The sequence below is a fragment of the Pelomicrobium sp. genome, assembly GCF_036803785.1.
GTDB lineage: Bacteria > Pseudomonadota > Gammaproteobacteria > Burkholderiales > UBA6910 > Pelomicrobium.
Genome location: NZ_DAIRTR010000062.1, coordinates 1 through 17,355, shown reverse-complemented (window position 1 = coordinate 17,355; position 17,355 = coordinate 1). Strand labels below are relative to the sequence as shown.

Below are 17,355 nucleotides of genomic sequence, written 5' to 3'. Positions count from 1 at the left end.
CCAAGGGGCTTTGGGGGTAGGTTTTGGCGAAATTGTTAAAGGCCGCGATAGCGGCCGGGTAGTTGGCTTGGCGAAAGAGATTGAACGCGGCCTCGTAGGCCCGTTGCTCTGCCGCCGCATCCCCCGGCGCAGGGGAAGCGGCCGCCGTCCCTGGCGCCGTCGCCACGGGCGGCAGTCCCGGGACGCCGGCGCCCGTCCCGGCCCCCGCCGCTGCAGGCGGCTCTGCCGGGGGCGCCACGGCACCGGGTGTCGGGGCAAGCGCCCCGACGGGCGTGGGCTGCTCCAGCCGCCGCAGCCGGTTGTCCAGGTCGACGTAGAAGTCCCGCTGGCGCTTGGCGTTCTGGTCCACGGCGTAGGCCACCTCTTCGATACGGCCCCTGAGCTTGGCGAGCTCTGCGTTGAGCCGCTCAAGCTGGGCGTAGAGATCGAGGAGCGCCTGGGGCTTCTGTTGCACTTGTTCTTCCAGCTTCTGGATGCGCTCCACCAGCGCCCCGTTGCGCGCCTGAAGCTCCCGGATTTCCTGTTGCTGCTCCAGGATCTTTTTGCGCGCATCGGTGTCCTCGAACAACCCGGCGCCGACGCTGGTGGCCCACAGGGCCAGCGCGACGGCCGTCCACCTCGCCCGGCAGCGGCGGGCGACACGCGCGTCACGGCCCATCGGTATCACGCTCATTCACCTCGATAGACGATATCGGTACGGCGGTTCTGGGCCCAGCAGGCCTCGGTCTGCTCGGTGCAGCGGGGCTTTTCTTCGCCGAAGCTCACCGTTTCGATGCGCGAGCCACTGACGCCCAACAGCTCCATCATCTTCTTCACGCTCTCAGCACGCTTCTGGCCGAGGGCCAGATTGTACTCCCGGCTGCCACGCTCGTCGGCGTTGCCCTGGAGGATCACCTGGCGATCCCCGTTCTGCCGCAAGTAGTTGGCGTGGGCCTGGACAATGGGTTTGTACTCATCTTTCACCAAAAAGCTGTCGAAGTCGTAATAGATGCTGCGCTTGGATAGGATGTTGCTGGGATCCTTGAGCGGGTCTGCCGCCACCGCAGCGCCGCCCAAGGGCCGCGTATCGGTGGTGCCAGGCTGGGCCGTGGCGCCGGGAGCCGGGGCGCCCGGCGCCCGCTCCTCCACCGCCGCGGGCTTTTGCTCCTCGAGGGGCGTACTGGCGCAACCAGCCAATAGTCCAGCGAGTACAAGGGTAAAAGCGGTCTTCTTCATCATCGCGTCTCTCCTTTTCCAATCGAGTTCGAATCATTGAACGAAAGGACCCCACGCCGGCTCCCGCACGTCGCCTGCGGGAACCGTAAGCCTTTGCCGCACACGCCCGTCGCTCGATACCGCGGCGAGCACCCCGCGCCCCCCCACCTCGGTGGCATAGAGAATCATCCGGCCGTTGGGGGCGAAGGTGGGAGACTCATCCAGGCGCGAATCGGTAAGTACCTGCACCTGGCCGGTCACCATGTCCTGGACCGCCACGTTGAAGCGGCCTTGGCGCCGGGTGATGAAAACAAAGCTCTTGCCGTTGGGGCTGTAGTGGGGCGACACGTTGTAGTCGCCCTCGAAAGTGAAGCGCACCGTGGAGCCACCGTTCACCGCGATGCGGTAGATCTGAGGGCTGCCGCCCCGGTCCGAGGTGAACAGGATCCACTCCCCATCGGGCGAGAAGCTGGGCTCGGTGTCGATCGCCCCTGAATGGGTAAGCCGCTTGAGCCCCGTGCCATCAGGATTGATGAGATAGATCTGGGAGATCCCATCCTTGGTCAACACCACCGCCAGGCGCTTGCCGTCCGGAGACCAGGCCGGAGCACTGTTGGAACCGGGGTAGTTGGCCAGCACGCGCCGCTGCCCAGTGAGCAGGTTCTGGATGTAGACGATGGGCTTGCGGTTCTCGAAGGACACGTACGCGAGACGGGTGCCGTCCGGAGACCACGCCGGAGAGATGATGGGCTCGTTGGAAGCCGCCACCGTCTGGGGATTGAAACCATCCGCGTCCGCCACTTGCAGCTCGTAGCGCGTGCCCTGGCGCACCACGTAGGCGACGCGGGTGGAAAACACGCCCTTGTCGCCGGTCAGCCGCTCGTAAATCTCGTCGGCAATGCGGTGGGCGGTAAGGCGCAGCTGGGCCGAACTTACGGTATAGGTGTATCCGGCGAGCTGCTGTTGCTTGAGCACGTCCAGGAGTCGGAAGCGGATCTCGAAACGGCCATCCTGGAGCGGCGCGACCGAGCCGATCACCAGGGCCTCCGCTCCCCGGGACTGCCACTCCGGATAAACCACCTCGCCCGGCTCCGAGGGCCGCTGGTTACCGGGCGGCACCAGGCGGAACAGGCCGCTGCGCATGAGGTCGGCGCCTACCACCTCGGTGATGGAGTGGGGCAGGATCGGCTCCCGGGCGAAGGGCACCACGGCGATGGGGATCTGGGTCGCCCCACCGCCGATGATCTCGATGGTGAGGTTCGCCCGCGCCACGGAACTGGCCACGGCCAGCCAGGCGAGGAGCGCGAGCCGTCCCAACAAAGGGAACGAACGAACGGCTGGCTTCATGTAACTGCGAATTGTATCAGACAGTTCGATAACCTATTCCGCCGGGCGGAACTTCAGGGTGAGGGTTCGAAACTGGGAGAACAGGGCCGGGTCCGGCGGCAGAGGCAGGGGCTGGGACTTTTTGATCGCCCGCTCCACCGCCGAGTCGTAGGCGCTCACCCCGCTCGGTTTCACAAGCCGCGCGCTCAAGACTTCCCCGCTCGGCAGGAGCACCACCTCGAACACGGCCTCCGCGTCGTGGGGCACCGCCGGAGGCATCACGATATTGTATTTGACCTTCTCCCGGATCCGGTGGATGTACTCATCCCGCAGGCTGGCGATAGCCGCCAGCCGCTGGGCCTCCGCCCGGGCAGCCGCCTCCTGCTGAGCCCGCTGGGCCTCCAGGGCGGCCATCTCCCGCTTCACCTGCTCTTCCAGGGCTCTTTGCCGCTCCTCTTCCCGGCGCCGGCGCTCGGCCTCTTCCCGTCGCTGCCGCTCCAATTCCTCCTCGCGTCGGCGCTCGGCCTCCGCCTGCTTGCGCTTTTCCTCCTCCAACCGCCGGCGCTCCTCTTCCTTCTTCCGGCGCTCCTGTTCCTGCTTCTCCTTGAGGGCGATCTCTGGCTTCTCAGGCGCTTTGGCCGGCTCGGGCTTCGGCGCGGGCTTGGGCTCGGGCTTCGGCGCCGGCTTGGGCGCAGGAGGCGGCTCCGGCTTGTTTTCTACCCTGGGCGCCGGCTGGGGCGGCAGGCTCCCCCACAGCTCCGCCTGGACCGGGGCAGGCGGCTCCGCCCGCCAGCTCACGCCGGCCATGAGGAACACCAGGAACAGGAGGTGCACGCCGAAAGCGAGCAGCGCGGCGCGCACCTTCCCCGGTTCCCGGTCGAAGGCTTCGGGATCGGTCCTGGAAGACATGGCAGGTTCAGGGCTTGCGACCACCTCCGCCATGGATCGGTTCCCCCGCGCTCCCCCGGATCGCGCTCCGCTCAAAGGCTCGCGGGCTTGGCGAGCAGTCCCACCCGTTTCACGTGCTGAGATTGGAGCAGGTCTAGGACCTTGACCACTTCCTCGTAGCGGGCGTCCTTGTCCGCGGCGATGACCACCGCCTGCTCCGGGTTGTGCGCCTGCTTCTGACGAAGCCATTCCACCAGCTCGCCCCGGGTGATGTCCCGGGGCGCTCCCGGCTCGTTGCGGTCGCGCACCGCCAGCGCCCCGTTCTTGCGCACGATCACCTCCACCGGGGCAGTGGCGGGAGCGAGCGCCTGACCCACCTGGGGGAGCTCAATCTGGCCGGGGTTGATGAGCGGCGCCGTAACCATGAAGATCACCAGGAGCACCAGCATGACATCGATATAGGGCACCACGTTGATCTGGTTCATCAAGCGCCGGGAAGAGCGGCGTTCAAAAGCCATGGAGCGCGCCTCCTATCGGGCCGCAAGCCAGTGAGGGATCGAAGGGCCAGTCAAGCATGGGCCTGGCGCTGGAGGATGTTGGAAAACTCTTCCATGAAGCTCTCGTAACGAGTGGCCAGCCTGTCGATATCCCGGGCGTAGCGGTTGTAGGCCACCACCGCGGGGATGGCGGCGAACAGACCCATGGCCGTGGCAATCAGCGCTTCGGCAATGCCGGGGGCCACGTGGGCCAGGGTGGCCGAAACCACATTGGCCAGGCCGCGAAAGGCGTTCATGATGCCCCACACGGTGCCGAACAAACCCACGTACGGGCTCACCGAGCCCACGGTGGCGAGAAAGGCCATGTGGGCTTCCAGCCGATCCATTTCCCGCTGATAGGTGGCGCGCATGGCCCGGCGCGTGCCCTCCATGGCCGCCTCCACGTTCATGCCCGGACGCGACTTGTGCTTGGTGAACTCGCGGAAGCCCGCTTCGAAGATGCGATTCAGGCTTCCGCCCGAGTGCCGGGCGTTGACCGCCGCCTGGTACAGGGTGGTGAGATCCACCCCGCTCCAGAACTCTTTCTCGAACTCGTCCGCCTGCTCCCGGGCCCGGCGGATAGTGAAGAGCTTGCGGAAGATATACCACCAGGACATGAGGGAGACCGCCAGCAGCAGGGCCATCACCAGTTGTACCACCAGACTGGCGTTGGCGATCAAGCCCACCAGCGAAAGATCAGGCGTCATTTGCATCCTTTTTTTCCTTCAACCTATGATCGCCCGGCGCAGCTCGGAGGGCAGGCTCGCGGGCTTGAGGGTCAGCACATCCACACAGGCGAGCTCCACCCTCGCCTGCGCGAGAACCTCGTGATCGCGCTTGACCTCTTGTGCAACTGGCACGCGGCTGCGTCCCACCTGGTCGAGACGTACGGTCACGTGCAGCAGATCGTCGAGGCGCGCCGGACGGCGAAATTCGATGGAGAGGGAGCGCACGACGAAAATGACCTTCAGCTCCTCTGCCAATTTCCGCAACCCGAAGCCGGCTTCCCGCAGCCACTCGTAGCGAGCCCGCTCCAGAAAGTCCAGGTAGCGGCTGTGATAGACGACGCCGCCCGCGTCCGTGTCTTGGTAATACACACGCAAGGGGAGGGAGAAAGCCGGCTCGCGCGCCTGCAGCGCCGCCCCAGGTCTCATGTGCGGGTCCGGGGGCCGCGCGCTCCTTCGCGGCAGATCATGACTCGTTCCACAGATCCCCGGTCAAGGCGTTGCGCGGCAATCCCAGGCCGAAATGCCGATAGGCGGCCACCGTAGCCACGCGCCCGCGGGGTGTACGTTTCAGGTACCCCTGCTGGATGAGGAAGGGCTCCAGCACGTCTTCGATGGTGTCGCGCTCCTCCCCGATGGCCGCGGCCAGATTGTCCAACCCCACGGGGCCACCGCTGAACTTCTCCATGACGGCGAGGAGCAGCTTGCGGTCCATGAGGTCGAGTCCCAGGGGGTCCACGTCCAGCATTTTGAGCGCCGCGTCCGCCACCGTCCGGGTGACCCGGCCGTCGGCCTTGACCTCGGCGAAGTCGCGCACCCGGCGCAGCAGCCGGTTGGCGACCCGGGGCGTGCCGCGGGAGCGGCGGGCGATCTCGAACGCGCCGTCAGGCTCGATGGCCACCCCCAGCAGCCCCGCCGAGCGCAGCACGATTCGCGCGAGCTCCTCGGGGGTGTAGAACTCCAGCCGGGCCACGATGCCGAAGCGGTCGCGCAGCGGATTGGTCAGCATCCCGGCCCGGGTGGTGGCCCCCACCAGGGTGAACGGGGGTAGGTCCAGCTTCACCGAGCGCGCGGCCGGCCCCTCCCCGATCATGATGTCGATCTGGAAGTCCTCCAGGGCCGGGTACAGGATTTCCTCTACCACGGGAGAGAGGCGATGGATCTCGTCGATGAAAAGCACGTCCCGTGGCTCCAGGTTGGTGAGCAGTGCCGCCAGATCGCCGGGCCGCTCCAGCACGGGCCCCGAGGTGTGCCGCAGGTTCACCCCCATTTCCTTGGCGATGATGTGGGCCAAGGTGGTCTTGCCCAACCCCGGAGGACCGAACAGCAGGACGTGGTCCAGAGCCTCAGCGCGGCTGCGCGCAGCCTCGATGAAAATGGCGAGCTGCTCACGCACTTTCGCCTGCCCCACATATTCCTGGAGCCACTTGGGGCGCAGCGCCCGCTCGAATGCTTCTTCCTGGGCAGAAGCCGGCGCGGCGGAGATCAAGCGATCGGTCTCGATCATGCAGAGGGGGGTAAAAGCGAGCGGTGCGGGGCGCAAAGCGACAACGGTTCTCCCCTTCCTCGGTTGCGCGATGGCTTCTCCTCACCCATCACTGCCTGCTCTTTTCACGCCTTGGAAAGCAGCTTGAGCGCCTGCCGGATGCCGTCGGCCACGGAGAGGGCGGCGTCGAGCTGGCCCACGGCCCATTGAGCTTCGCGGTCATTATAGCCCAGGGCCAGGAGCGCATTGAGGATGTCGCCGTGCGGCGACAAGCCCGGCGCCTCGCCGGCAGCGCCCGCCTCCTCCTTGAGCCGATCCTTGAGTTCCAGCAGCAGCCGCTCCGCGGTCTTCTTGCCAATGCCGGGAATCCGGGTCAGGCGTGCGGCATCCTGGCTCGCCACCGCCTGGCTCAACTCCTGCACCGAGAGGCCGGACAGGACCGCCAGCGCCGTGCGCGCCCCCACGCCGGCGATCTTGAGCAGCTGCCGGAAGGTGCGGCGCTCCTGAACGGTCCAGAAGCCGAAGAGCTGATGGGCGTCCTCCCGCACCACCAGATGGGTGAACAAGGTGACCTGGGCGCCGGTGGCGGGCAGCTGATAGAACGTGCTCATGGGCACATCGATCTCGTAGCCCACGCCGTGGGCGTCCACCAGCACCATGGGCGGATGCTTCTCCACCAGGGTGCCGCGAATGCGGCCGATCACGTGAGCCTCCCCCGCCTCACCCGGTAGCCGGCGGTGGCAAGCCTCCCAAGCCCCATGCCGCCGTGGGCGTGGCAGATGGCGCAGGCCAGGGCATCGGCCGCGTCCGCGCTGGGCAGGCTCGGAAGGCACAGCAGGCGCTTCACCATCTCCTGCACCTGTTCCTTGCGCGCGTGGCCGTTGCCCACCACCGCCTGCTTGACCTGTAGCGCCGTATACTCAGCCACCGGCAGCCCGTGGGTGACGCAGGCGCAAATGGCCGCGCCCCGGGCCTGGCCGAGGAGCAGGGTGGATCGGGGATTGGCGTTGACGAACACCTCTTCCACCGCCACCTGCTGGGGCTGATATTCGCCGATGACTTGGCTCAAGCTTTCGAGAATGGCTTTGAGCCGCCCGGGCAGCGCCACGTGTGGCGTGCGGATGCAGCCGCTCGTCACGTAGTCGAGCCTCTGTCCCATTTTGTCGAGAATGCCGAATCCGGTGACCTGGAGCCCGGGGTCGATGCCCAGGATGCGGGTGCCACCCTTCACTCGGTGAGCACCGCGGTGGTATACACCTCCTGGACGTCGTCCAGGGCTTCCAGCGCCTCCAGCAGCTTGCGCATGCGGGCAGCCTCCTCTCCCCTGAGCTCCACTTCGGTAACGGGGCGCATGGTCACTTCCGCCACTGCCGGCTTGAGACCGGCCGCTTCGATTTTTTTCCGGACCGCGTCGAAATCGCTCACTGCGGTGATCACTTCCAGGCTCCCGTCGTCGTTGGCGATCACGTCCTCGGCACCCGCTTCCAGGGCCGCCTCCATAAGCCGGTTTTCGTCGGTGCCGGGAGCGAAGACGAGCTGGCCGCAGTGCTTGAAGAGATAGGCAACGCAGCCGTCGGTGCCCAGATTGCCGCCGTACTTGGTGAAGGTGTGGCGCACGTCGGCCACGGTGCGCGTGCGGTTGTCGGTGAGGCAATCCACCATGACCGCTGCGCCGCCGATCCCGTAGCCTTCGTAGCGCACTTCCTCGTATTCCGCCCCCTCGAGCTGGCCGGTGCCGCGCTTGATGGCCCGCTCGACGTTCTCCTTGGGCATGTTGTGCTCGAAGGCCTTGTCGATGGCGAGCCGCAGGCGGGGATTGGCGGCCGGGTCGCCCCCGCCCTCCCGAGCCGCTACCGTGATCTCCCGGATCAGACGAGTAAAGACCTTGCCCTTCTTCGCGTCAGCCCGCTCCTTGCGGAAGCGAATGTTCGCCCATTTGCTGTGACCTGCCATGACCTGCGTGGCTTGCGCAATTCACTGTTTTCAATCGGCTAATGGTACCATTGCCGACACTCGACCCGAAAGCTGGAAAGCTCTGTCATGGCCGATCCCATCCTCGTCGCCAAGAGCGAGCACCAAGCGCTCTCTCTTCTGCCCAGGATGGCCAACCGCCACGGCCTCATCACCGGGGCCACGGGTACCGGCAAGACGGTAACCCTGCAACGGCTGGCGGAAGGTTTCAGCCGCATTGGGGTACCCGTGTTCCTGTCCGACGCGAAGGGGGACCTGTCCGGCTTAAGCGAGCCCGGTGGCGGCAACAAGAAGGTGGAGGAGCGCCTCGCCGTCCTGGCGCTCGAGGGTTTCCGGTACCGCGGCTGCCCGGTGGCCTTCTGGGACGTTTTCGGCCGCCAAGGCCACCCGGTGCGTACCACCGTCTCCGAGATGGGCCCCCTGCTGCTCGGACGCATGCTGGGGCTCAACGACACCCAGCAGGGCGTCCTCGCCCTGGCCTTCAAGATCGCCGACGACGCGGGGCTGCTGCTCCTCGACTTGAAGGACCTGCGGGCCCTGCTCAATCACCTGGGCGAGAACGCCCGACGCTTCACCACCGAGTACGGTCACGTCTCGGGCGCGAGCATCGGAGCGATTCAGCGCGCTCTGCTCGCCCTGGAACAGGAGGGGGCCGAAGCCCTCTTCGGCGAGCCAGCCCTGGACATCCAGGACCTGATGCGCCTCGAGGGTGGCGAGGGGGTGGTCAACATCCTGAACGCCGAGCAGCTCATGAACCAGCCCCGAACCTATGGAGCCTTCCTGCTGTGGTTGCTCTCGGAGTTGTTCGAGAACCTGCCCGAGGTGGGCGATGTGGAAAAGCCCAGGCTGGTCTTCTTCTTCGACGAGGCTCATCTGCTCTTCGACGAGGCTCCCGAGGCCCTGCTGGACAAGATCGAGCAGGTGGTGCGCCTCATCCGTTCCAAGGGCGTCGGTGTCTACTTCGTCACCCAGAATCCTCTGGACGTCCCCGACCGAGTGCTGGGCCAGCTCGGCAACCGGATCCAGCACGCCTTGCGCGCTTTCACCCCCCGAGACCAGAAAGCGGTCAGGGCCGCCGCCACCACTATGCGTGCCAATCCCGCGCTCGACCTGGAGCGGGCCATTACTGAGCTTGGCGTCGGCGAGGCGTTGGTGTCGCTGCTGGACGATAAGGGCCGGCCGGGCGTGACTCAACGGGCCTTCATCGTGCCCCCCGCGAGCCGCATCGGTCCGATTGCAGCCGAGGCGCGGGCGCGCTTGGTCCGCACCTCCCCGCTCTACGGGCGCTACGAACAGACGATCGACCGGGAGTCGGCCTTCGAGGTGCTCAAGGCCCGCGCCGGGCAGGCGGCGGGCGCGGCACAGCAAAGGGAAGGCGAGCGCTCGGGGGGGCTGCTGGACCGAGTGCTTGGCAGCGGAGGCAAGCGGCGTCAGTCGGTGCCCGAAGCCATGATCAAAAGCGCTGCCCGCACCATCGGGGCGGAGCTGGGCCGGCAACTGCTGCGGGGCGTGCTGGGCGGGCTACTCGGCGGCACCCGGCGCCGCTGAGAGGCGTCGCGTGGCCGCAGCATCCCGGGGCGAGAGCCCAGGCGCCGCCGGAGCCCTGCTGGCAGCGATTGGCGCGGTGGGCTTTTCGGGCAAGGCGATCCTGATCAAGCTCGCCTACTTCTACCCAGTGGATGCGGTGACCCTGCTCGCCCTGCGGATGCTCATGTCGCTGCCTTTTTTCCTGTTCATGGCACTTCTGTCCGGGCGCAATCCGGGCTATTCCCTGGAGCGCGGCGACTGGGGAGCGATCCTGGGCCTCGGGTTTCTCGGCTATTATCTCGCCAGCTACCTGGATTTTCTGGGGCTGCAGTACATCTCCGCGGGGCTTGAACGGTTGATTCTGTTCCTTTATCCGACGATGGTGCTCGCCATCTCCGCCCTGGTCCTGAAGCTTCCGGTCACCCGCAGACACGTGGCGGCCTTGGGGCTCTCCTACGGGGGCATTATGCTGGTTTTCGCCGACAACGTGCGGCTCGCCGGCGATGTGGCCGGAACGGCTCTCGGCAGTCTGCTGGTGTTTGGCAGCGCGCTTTCTTACGCCGTCTACCTAGTATGGGGCGGCCAGGTCATCACCCGGCTGGGAAGCGTCCGCTTCACCGCCTACGCCATGACGGTAGCGAGCGTGCTGTGCATCATTCAGTTTGCCTTCACCCACCCCTGGTCTGCCCTGGTCCTGCCAGCCCCGGTCTACGGCTATGGCTTCTTAATGGCGGTGCTCTCTACGGTGCTGCCGGTATGGGCCACGAGCGAAGGCATACGCCGCATCGGCGCAAGCCGCGCCGCCCTGGTGGGGGCGATCGGGCCGGTTTCCACCCTCTTTCTTGCTAACCTGTTTCTTGACGAGCCCATCACCGCGCCTCAGCTCGCAGGCGCGGGACTGGTCCTGGTGGGTGTGCTGCTGTTGAGCCTCAAGGCGGGCACGCCGCCCGCCCGCTCTTAGCCCACGACCACGAAAAAGGAGGAGACCCCATGCAGGACTGCATCTTCTGCCGGCTGGTGCGCCGGGAAATCCCGGCCAGTATCGTGTACGAGGACGACGCGGTGATCGCTTTCATGGACATTGGGCAGGTGAACCCGGGTCACGTGATCGTGGCAAGCCGCGCCCACTATCGCAATCTGCTGGACATGGACGAAGCGCTCGCAGGCGAGTGCTTCCGCGTCGCCGCCCGTATCGCCAAGGCGGTGCGGAAGGCGACCGGTTGTGCAGGGCTCAACCTGTTTCAGGCCAACGAGGCGGCTGGGTTCCAGACGGTCTATCACTTCCACCTGCACGTGCTGCCGCGCCATGCCCATGACGGGCTGAAACTTGTCTGGCCCACCCAGAATCCGCCCCGGGAGGCGCTGGACCGGATGGCGAGCGAGATCCGCGCCGCGCTGGCCTAACCAGGCGGCTCTCACCCGAACTGCGCGGGAACCGATTCCGGCCCTCAGGCGTCTTTAAAATTTACAGGGCGCAACGGGAAGCCGCAAAGGAAAATTAGCCGTTGCGCGCGTCCCTGCCCCCCTGATCACCGCTGTAGCGGGAGCAGAACGAACGCCAACCCGTTTGGGTGGAGGAGGGCGATGGCACACCCAGGCGAAGCCGCCCCGGAGGGATGCTCATCCCGGGACACCGAACGCCGCCGCTTTTTCGAAGCGGAGCTACGGCGCCTGACGGATCGGCTCTACGGCGTCGCCCTGCGCCTCACTCGCAACCCGGCGGACGCCGAAGACCTGGTCGCAGAAGCAGTGGCCAAGGCCTGGTCCCACCTCGATGAGCTGCGCGAGCCGCTCGGCTTCGGCAAATGGATCATGCGCATCCTCACCAACACCTTCATCAGCGCCTGGCGGCACCGCCGGTGTCAGCACGAAGTGGTGTGGGAGAATGAAACGGCCAGCAGCGAAGAAGAATCCGACGAGGACCGATTTTCTCTGTTCGAGAAGCTGCACCAGCCGTTTCTCCTCTGGTGGAGTACGCCCGAACATGCGCTGCTCAACAAGCTCCTGCGCGAAGATCTCGAGAAAGCCATCGACTCGCTGCCCGACGAATACCGCCTCGTGGTGGTGCTGATCGATCTGGAAGGGTACGCCTATGCGGAGGCCGCGGAGCTGTTGCACGTGCCGGTGGGCACGGTGCGCTCGCGTCTGAACCGGGCCCGGGGACGGCTTCAACGGACTCTATGGAGGCAGGCCATCGAGGCCGGGCTGTTGCCCCACACGGCACCGCACAAGGAATGAGCATGGCCAGGCGAACCGTGAACTGCGAAGAGGTCTTGCGACACCTTTTCGCCTACATCGACCAGGAACTCGACGCCGAGGCGAGTGCCGAGATCGAGCGGCACCTGGAGCTGTGCCGCGGTTGTTTCAGCCGCGTGGAGTTCGAACGCCGGCTCAAGGCCATGGCCCGGGAGACGGCTTCGACCGAGGCCCCCGAGCGCCTGCACCAGCGGCTGAAGGCGCTGATCGACAGCTTCTAGGCTACCCCCGGCAAGGAGGGCGTACCATGGTCGCCATTTTCGGTTATTCCAGACAGGCCATCCTCACCGCCGTCAAGGAGATGTATACGGCGGTGGCAGCCGAGCCCCGTGGCCCGTTCCATTTCCCCGTGGGGCGTGCCGCATGCCGCGCAGTGGGCTATCCGGAGGAGATTCTCGAAACGCTCCCGGAGGCCGCGGTCGAGTCTTTTGCCGGAGTGGGATACCCGTTCCGCGCCAACGCCCTGCGGCCCGGCGACACGGTGCTTGACATCGGTTGCGGCTCGGGCACCGACACCTTCATCGCTAGTCGCATCGTCGGACCCCGCGGCCTCGTGTGGGCCCTCGACATGACGCCCGCTATGGCGCAGAAGCTGAACCGCCTGGCGGCGGGCCTAGGCAGGGCCAACATCCAGGTCATCGAGGCCTCGGTCGAGGCCATTCCTTTGCCCGATGCCAGCGTGGATGTGGTGACGAGCAACGGCGTGCTTAATCTGGTGCCTGACAAGCGGCGAGCCGTCGCCGAGATCTTCCGGGTGCTTCGCCCGAACGGTCGAGCGCAGATCGCCGACATTGTCATCGGCCGCCCGGTGGACGCCGAATGCCATGACGACCCCAAGCTCTGGGCGGAATGCGTCGTCGGCGCGACCATGGACGAGGACTACCTCGATCTGTTCCGCGACGCCGGCTTCGCTGATGTCCGGGTCCTGGGCGAGCACGACTATTTCGCCCACAGCCGCAGTGCGGAGACCCGCCACGTCGCGCGTCGCTTCGGCGCCCGCGCGATCGAGATCGCCATGGAGCGCGGCCGCCGTCCGTCCAGGACCGCCCTGCTCGCCCGGCGCCTGGATCCGCGGCGGCTCCTGCGCCCCCTCGAACGCCGTGGAGTTGCCGGCGTCATTGCCCTGGCCCTGGCCCTCACCGCGTGCTACGGCACACTGGCGGCCCTGGCAATGTTGTCTCTGTTCGGCGTCACGCTGGCACTCGACCCGGTGACGTGGGCCGGGACGATCCTGCTGTTTGCCGTACTCGCGGCGGTGGCGGTGGCCGGCGGCTACCGACGCCATCGTTCCGCGCCCCCGTCGGCCTTGGCCCTCGGGGGCGTTGCGCTGGTCGGCTACGCCTTGGTCGGCTCCTACAGCCCAGCCCTCGAGCTCGCAGGATTCGCCCTGCTCGCCGCGGCGGTCTGGATGGATTTGCGCCTGCGGCGGGGCGAGGTGTAGTCCGCCCACCAGGAGAGGGTGATGGAAGAGCGCAATTCCCCAGCCCGGCCACCCGGCTGCAGGCGGAGTCGGATCGCTCCTCTGGAAGGCGGCGGATTCAATCCTGGTGATGGAGGCGACCAGCCACCCTCCGGCAGCCCGCCGGAGGGCCGGGAAACAGCCTCCGAACGGTTGATCGGTGGGTTTCGCCACAAAGGAGGACGCCATGAAAGGCTTTAAGATGATGAAGCTGTCGATAATCGCGCTCGCGCTGGGTTCGGTCGGCGTGCCCCAGGCGTGGGCAGCAGGTCCATACCGGGGAGAGGGACACCTTATCACGACGGGCGAGGCGTTCAGCTGGTCGGATGTGGCCTCGATGGCCCCCGGCGCCAAGATCGCAGTCATCGAGGGCCCCCTGAACGAGGCGGTGCCGTTCATTTTCCGGCTCAAGCTGCCCGCCAACTACAAGATCGCGCCTCATTGGCATCCGGCGTATGAGCGGGTTACGGTGATTTCTGGAACGCTGTACTTCGCCGCAGGCGACCGGTTTGCACCGGAAAAAGCCACGGCGTTGCCCGTCGGGGCCGTTGCCATCATGCCCCCTAAGATGCCCATGTACGGCTTCACTAGGGAAGAGACCGTCATCCAGGTCCATGGGATCGGCCCGTGGGGCATCGAGTACGTGAACCCTGCGGATGACCCGAGGAAGAAATAGCTTCCTGGCAATGGCCCCTCAAGACGGCCCCCATCGGGCCGTTTTTTTATCGGCCCAGAAGAACGTTCGGAAGCCAGAGGGCGATTTGCGGGAAAAAGAACACTAGCATGAGCCCCACGAGCTGCAGGCCCAGGAACTGGAGCATGCCCAAATAGATATCCTTGAGCTCCCAGTCAGGCATGACACCTTTGAGGAAGTACGCGGCCAGCGCAACAGGCGGCGAAAGCCACGCGGTCTGGAGACAAACGGCCACCAGGGCGCCGAACCACACCATGTTGACGTCCAGCTGGGCGACCGCTGGCAGCATCACTGGAAGAAAGATGAGGACAATCGGCGCCCAGTCCAGGGGCCATCCCAGGAAAAAAATGAGCGCAAGCAGCAGAAGCAGCAGTACCGTAGGAGACACCCCGAACCCGAGCAACGCGCCCGTGATCATGAAGGGGGTCTGGAGAATGGAGAACACCGCGCCAAAGTAATTCGACGCGGCGATCAGAAACAGCACCACGCTCGAAGTCTCCAGCGTCTGCAGCATAGCGGCCTTGAGCTTTCCCCAGTCCATGCGCCGGTAGGCAAGCGTCAGGCAGAAGGAAGCGAAGGCGCCTACGCCGGCCGCTTCCGTCGGCGTGGCAAGCCCAGCGAGGATGTTGCCGAGCGTGGCGGCGATGATCACGGCTAGGGGAAGCACGCCCTGCGCGAACTCTTTGAGAATGTAACCGACCGACGGCGCCCGCTCGGCCTGGGGCAGTGGCGGTCCCAGGTGGGGTTGGAAATGGCAGCGCACCAGGCAATAGATCAGGAACAGCCCCGCCAGGAGATACCCGGGTACCACGGCGGCAGCGAATAGCTCCAGGATGGACACCCGCAGGATCGGACCCATCACGATAAGCATGACGCTCGGAGGGATGAGAATGCCCAGGGTGCCCCCAGCCGCAATGGCGCCGGCGGAGAGCCGGGGATCGTACCCACTCTTTTGCATGACCCGGCCTGCCATCAGCCCGATGACGGTCACCGACGCTCCGACGATGCCGGTCGCCATGGCGAAAATTGTGGCCGTGGCCAGCACCGCCAGGTAGAGGGAGCCCCGCAAGGGGGCAAACATGAGCCGGAACGCCCCGAACAGCCGCTCCATGAGCCCCGCGCGCTCGAGAATGAGCCCCATGAAGACGAACAGCGGCACCGCGGCGAGGGTCGATGCCTCCATGGTGCTCTGGAATTGCACGATCATGAGCCCGAAGGCGTCAGCACCCACTCCCAGGTAGCCGGCCACGAGGGCGACGAAGAGAAGGGTGAAAGCGATGGGGAAGCCGGCCAAAAGCAGCACGAACAGGGCGACGAGCAGCCACAGACCCAGCACCTCCGGGCTCACGGCCACCTCCCCTTGACGAGCGCGTAGACGCTCTTGAGGGTCTCCGAGACGCCCTGGATCAAAAGCAGCGCCCCGGTCACCGGAATGACCGCTTTGAAGGGATAGAGCGGTGGCATCCAAGGACTGGTGATGGCGTGCTCCTTCAGGCGCCACGAGTCATAGAAGAAGTCCCACCCGTACCACAGAAAGATGACAAGCCCAGGAAAGAAGAAGAACAGGTATGCGACCGTGTCCACGAAGGCCTGCCAGCGAACCGAAAAACCGTTGTAGAGGAAGTCTGTGCGAATGTGGGCTCTTTGCTTGAGTGCATACGCGGCCCCCAGCATGAAGAAGGTCCCATAGAGCATCAAGCTGACGTCGTGGGCCCAGATGGTCGGCGCACTGAAAAAATACCTGGCCACCACCTCGTACACCATCGCTATGACCATGGGTACGATCAGCCAGGAAACGACCCACCCCGTCTGCTCGGCGAAGGTGTCCAGAGTGTGAATGACCCGCAGTAGTGCCCGCGGCGGCTGCGCCTGAAGCGTAGGCTGGCCGCCGCCTTTGGGGACTCTTTGGTTCAGGGCATGCTCCATAGCGCGGGTCCGACGGGGACAGGGGCAGGAAGGCCTCCCGCCCCGGGAACGGGAAGCGCTCCGGTCCTAGGCTCCCCGCTCCCGGCGGAACGAGTCATCCGTGCCGTACAAGGGTGGTAACCCTCCTGGGGGGAGCGTGCCGCGTCTCCTGCTCGACCGATGTCCGCCTGCCGCGATTCCCTTACTTCGACGCCTGCGGCCGGATGACTGCGTTCTCCGACAGACTGAAGTAGATACGCAGCACCTCGCCCCACCACGGCGCGACGGTGAGGGCGAAGTTGCGTTGGGAATCCACGACCTTCTTGAAGAAAGCATCTTCCCGGGAGCGCCTTTCTAGAACCCGGCCCGCGGCCTGCATCAGGCCGGCGTGCACGTCTGAAGGCGTCGGCGATACGGTGATGCCGTGCTTCTCCCGCAGCGTTTTGATCGTCTCGGCGTTACGCACGATGTCGTTGGCGAAGGTGTCCACGATGGTCGCCATGGCAGCCGTGCGCACGATCTCCTGGAGATCCTTCGGCAGCTTGTTCCAGAAACCCCTGTTGATCACGATCTCACCCACGTCGATGAATTGGTGGATGCTGGCAAGGTAGTAGCGCTTGAAGGTCTGGTGGAAGCCGAAGGCAATGTCCTCGACGGGATTGATCCATTCTGCGCCATCGATCACTCCCCGATCCGCGGCCGGGATGATCTCCTCGCCCGGAAGAAACACGGCGGAAACTCCTGCCTCTTTGAAGATCTCCCCGGCGAGACCCGGGGGCGAGCGGTATTTGATCCGCTGGAACTGCTTCATGTTCTCCACCGGGACCTTGAACCAGCCGAGGGGTTGCCAGCCCGAGGGGGTCACGAACACGGAGACCACGTTCACGCCCATGACATTCTGCAGCAGCTCGTGGTAGAGCTCCAGCCCGCCCCCTTTGTACATCCAGGCGAAATGAGTCAACTGGTCCAATCCGGCCATGGGCCAGATTGGCGTGTTGCTGAAGAGGGACGTGGCGGGGTGCTTGCCGCTCCAGTACTGGGGCCAGGCGAATCCCGCCTCCAGGATGCCCCGGTGGACCGAATCGAGGATCTGGGGGGAGGGCACAATCGCACCTGCACCGAAGACCTGCACCTTGAGCCGCCCCTCGGACATGACATCCACCCGGCGCGCGAACGCCTCCAGCATCTCGAAGGACATCGCACCGGAGGGCACCGCTGCCTGAATGCGCATGCGGAAAGTTTCCTTTGCTACTGCCGTGGACGGCGTGTACATCAAAAGGCTTAGCGCCGCCAGCACGGCCAGCGCAGTCACTTTGCTTAAGCTAAGGAATCCCTGAACAAGTAGCTGCGACACGACCCGATGAGCGCATTTGTCCGTCAGGATCGAG

21 protein-coding genes are annotated in these 17,355 nt (G+C 65.6%); 7 read left to right on the top strand and 14 right to left on the bottom strand.

The features are described from left to right. From V7Q81_RS08870 to V7Q81_RS08820, 11 genes are all read right to left on the bottom strand, one after another. A partial coding sequence (locus tag V7Q81_RS08870; RefSeq protein WP_333842217.1) for a YbgF trimerization domain-containing protein occupies positions 1-673 on the bottom strand: 673 nt, incomplete at its 3' end. Further along, positions 670-1,218, bottom strand: coding sequence for a peptidoglycan-associated lipoprotein Pal (pal, locus tag V7Q81_RS08865; RefSeq protein ID WP_333842214.1), 549 nt, complete (start codon positions 1,216-1,218; stop codon positions 670-672). The genes pal and V7Q81_RS08870, both read right to left, overlap by 4 nt. Before the next feature lie 30 nt (positions 1,219-1,248). After that, complete coding sequence (tolB, locus tag V7Q81_RS08860) at positions 1,249-2,541, bottom strand: Tol-Pal system beta propeller repeat protein TolB (protein WP_333842212.1); 1,293 nt, start codon at positions 2,539-2,541, stop codon at positions 1,249-1,251. Between the two features lie 33 nt (positions 2,542-2,574). Further along, a complete protein-coding gene (locus tag V7Q81_RS08855) occupies positions 2,575-3,462 on the bottom strand; it encodes an energy transducer TonB (RefSeq protein ID WP_333842211.1) in 888 nt (295 codons plus the stop codon). Between the two features lie 38 nt (positions 3,463-3,500). Then, entirely contained in the window at positions 3,501-3,926 is a 426-nt protein-coding gene (tolR, locus tag V7Q81_RS08850; protein WP_333842208.1) for a protein TolR, read from the bottom strand. 50 nt (positions 3,927-3,976) lie between these two features. Further along, positions 3,977-4,657, bottom strand: a complete 681-nt coding sequence (gene tolQ / locus V7Q81_RS08845; RefSeq protein ID WP_333842205.1) for a protein TolQ — start codon at positions 4,655-4,657, stop codon at positions 3,977-3,979. Positions 4,658-4,669: 12 nt separating this feature from the next. After that, complete coding sequence (ybgC, locus tag V7Q81_RS08840; RefSeq protein WP_333842203.1) at positions 4,670-5,098, bottom strand: tol-pal system-associated acyl-CoA thioesterase; 429 nt, start codon at positions 5,096-5,098, stop codon at positions 4,670-4,672. Positions 5,099-5,135: 37 nt separating this feature from the next. Continuing rightward, positions 5,136-6,176 carry a Holliday junction branch migration DNA helicase RuvB gene (gene ruvB / locus V7Q81_RS08835; RefSeq protein ID WP_333842200.1) on the bottom strand — a complete coding sequence of 347 codons (1,041 nt, stop codon included), beginning with the start codon at positions 6,174-6,176 and terminating at the stop codon, positions 5,136-5,138. A gap of 104 nt (positions 6,177-6,280) precedes the next feature. Further along, positions 6,281-6,859: a Holliday junction branch migration protein RuvA gene (ruvA, locus tag V7Q81_RS08830; protein ID WP_333842198.1), complete on the bottom strand. Its 579-nt coding sequence runs from the start codon at positions 6,857-6,859 to the stop codon at positions 6,281-6,283. Further along, the gene (gene ruvC, locus V7Q81_RS08825; RefSeq protein WP_333842195.1) at positions 6,856-7,386 is read right to left on the bottom strand and encodes a crossover junction endodeoxyribonuclease RuvC; all 531 of its coding nucleotides are present in this window, start codon (positions 7,384-7,386) and stop codon (positions 6,856-6,858) included. Before ruvC ends, ruvA begins: the two co-directional genes overlap by 4 nt. Then, on the bottom strand, positions 7,383-8,108 hold the full coding sequence (locus V7Q81_RS08820) for a YebC/PmpR family DNA-binding transcriptional regulator (protein WP_333842192.1): 726 nt from the start codon (positions 8,106-8,108) through the stop codon (positions 7,383-7,385). The genes ruvC and V7Q81_RS08820 overlap by 4 nt, the downstream gene beginning before the upstream one ends. A gap of 87 nt (positions 8,109-8,195) precedes the next feature. Here V7Q81_RS08820 and V7Q81_RS08815 point away from each other — a divergent pair, with 87 nt between their 5' ends. From V7Q81_RS08815 to V7Q81_RS08785, 7 genes are all read left to right on the top strand, one after another. Beyond that, positions 8,196-9,674: a helicase HerA-like domain-containing protein gene (locus V7Q81_RS08815; RefSeq protein WP_333842190.1), complete on the top strand. Its 1,479-nt coding sequence runs from the start codon at positions 8,196-8,198 to the stop codon at positions 9,672-9,674. A 10-nt stretch (positions 9,675-9,684) separates the two neighbouring features. Next, complete coding sequence (locus V7Q81_RS08810; protein WP_333842188.1) at positions 9,685-10,614, top strand: DMT family transporter; 930 nt, start codon at positions 9,685-9,687, stop codon at positions 10,612-10,614. A gap of 29 nt (positions 10,615-10,643) precedes the next feature. Next, positions 10,644-11,057, top strand: a complete 414-nt coding sequence (locus tag V7Q81_RS08805) for an HIT family protein (protein WP_333842186.1) — start codon at positions 10,644-10,646, stop codon at positions 11,055-11,057. 180 nt (positions 11,058-11,237) lie between these two features. Beyond that, on the top strand, positions 11,238-11,891 hold the full coding sequence (locus V7Q81_RS08800; RefSeq protein WP_333842183.1) for a sigma-70 family RNA polymerase sigma factor: 654 nt from the start codon (positions 11,238-11,240) through the stop codon (positions 11,889-11,891). 2 nt (positions 11,892-11,893) lie between these two features. Beyond that, on the top strand, positions 11,894-12,130 hold the full coding sequence (locus V7Q81_RS08795; RefSeq protein ID WP_333842181.1) for an anti-sigma factor family protein: 237 nt from the start codon (positions 11,894-11,896) through the stop codon (positions 12,128-12,130). Between the two features lie 26 nt (positions 12,131-12,156). Further along, positions 12,157-13,350 (top strand): MerC family mercury resistance protein, encoded by a 1,194-nt coding sequence (locus V7Q81_RS08790; RefSeq protein WP_333842179.1) that lies wholly within the window; start codon positions 12,157-12,159, stop codon positions 13,348-13,350. Positions 13,351-13,555: 205 nt separating this feature from the next. Next, entirely contained in the window at positions 13,556-14,044 is a 489-nt protein-coding gene (locus V7Q81_RS08785) for a cupin domain-containing protein (protein WP_333842177.1), read from the top strand. Positions 14,045-14,090: 46 nt separating this feature from the next. Here the strand turns inward: V7Q81_RS08785 and V7Q81_RS08780 are convergent, their stop codons facing one another. The 3 genes from V7Q81_RS08780 to V7Q81_RS08770 all read right to left on the bottom strand — a co-directional run bounded on the left by V7Q81_RS08780 (position 14,091) and on the right by V7Q81_RS08770 (position 17,198). Further along, the gene (locus V7Q81_RS08780) at positions 14,091-15,410 is read right to left on the bottom strand and encodes a TRAP transporter large permease (RefSeq protein WP_333842176.1); all 1,320 of its coding nucleotides are present in this window, start codon (positions 15,408-15,410) and stop codon (positions 14,091-14,093) included. Then, a complete protein-coding gene (locus tag V7Q81_RS08775) occupies positions 15,407-15,988 on the bottom strand; it encodes a TRAP transporter small permease subunit (RefSeq protein WP_333842175.1) in 582 nt (193 codons plus the stop codon). Before V7Q81_RS08775 ends, V7Q81_RS08780 begins: the two co-directional genes overlap by 4 nt. A gap of 181 nt (positions 15,989-16,169) precedes the next feature. Further along, complete coding sequence (locus V7Q81_RS08770; protein WP_333842173.1) at positions 16,170-17,198, bottom strand: TRAP transporter substrate-binding protein; 1,029 nt, start codon at positions 17,196-17,198, stop codon at positions 16,170-16,172. Between the last annotated feature and the right edge of the window lie 157 nt (positions 17,199-17,355).

Bases quoted from the DNA above. Each gene is read 5' to 3' on its own strand.
- ruvB (WP_333842200.1), bottom strand. From the start codon at position 6,176: ATGATCGAGACCGATCGCTTGATCTCCGCCGCGCCGGCTTCTGCCCAG.
- V7Q81_RS08805 (WP_333842186.1), top strand. From the start codon at position 10,644: ATGCAGGACTGCATCTTCTGCCGGCTGGTGCGCCGGGAAATCCCGGCC.
- V7Q81_RS08775 (WP_333842175.1), bottom strand. From the start codon at position 15,988: ATGGAGCATGCCCTGAACCAAAGAGTCCCCAAAGGCGGCGGCCAGCCT.
- V7Q81_RS08815 (WP_333842190.1), top strand. From the start codon at position 8,196: ATGGCCGATCCCATCCTCGTCGCCAAGAGCGAGCACCAAGCGCTCTCT.
- tolQ (WP_333842205.1), bottom strand. From the start codon at position 4,657: ATGCAAATGACGCCTGATCTTTCGCTGGTGGGCTTGATCGCCAACGCC.
- V7Q81_RS08795 (WP_333842181.1), top strand. From the start codon at position 11,894: ATGGCCAGGCGAACCGTGAACTGCGAAGAGGTCTTGCGACACCTTTTC.
- V7Q81_RS08820 (WP_333842192.1), bottom strand. From the start codon at position 8,108: ATGGCAGGTCACAGCAAATGGGCGAACATTCGCTTCCGCAAGGAGCGG.
- V7Q81_RS08790 (WP_333842179.1), top strand. From the start codon at position 12,157: ATGGTCGCCATTTTCGGTTATTCCAGACAGGCCATCCTCACCGCCGTC.
- V7Q81_RS08855 (WP_333842211.1), bottom strand. From the start codon at position 3,462: ATGGCGGAGGTGGTCGCAAGCCCTGAACCTGCCATGTCTTCCAGGACC.
- tolR (WP_333842208.1), bottom strand. From the start codon at position 3,926: ATGGCTTTTGAACGCCGCTCTTCCCGGCGCTTGATGAACCAGATCAAC.
- V7Q81_RS08785 (WP_333842177.1), top strand. From the start codon at position 13,556: ATGAAAGGCTTTAAGATGATGAAGCTGTCGATAATCGCGCTCGCGCTG.
- ybgC (WP_333842203.1), bottom strand. From the start codon at position 5,098: ATGAGACCTGGGGCGGCGCTGCAGGCGCGCGAGCCGGCTTTCTCCCTC.
- tolB (WP_333842212.1), bottom strand. From the start codon at position 2,541: ATGAAGCCAGCCGTTCGTTCGTTCCCTTTGTTGGGACGGCTCGCGCTC.
- V7Q81_RS08770 (WP_333842173.1), bottom strand. From the start codon at position 17,198: ATGCGCATTCAGGCAGCGGTGCCCTCCGGTGCGATGTCCTTCGAGATG.
- V7Q81_RS08800 (WP_333842183.1), top strand. From the start codon at position 11,238: ATGGCACACCCAGGCGAAGCCGCCCCGGAGGGATGCTCATCCCGGGAC.
- pal (WP_333842214.1), bottom strand. From the start codon at position 1,218: ATGATGAAGAAGACCGCTTTTACCCTTGTACTCGCTGGACTATTGGCT.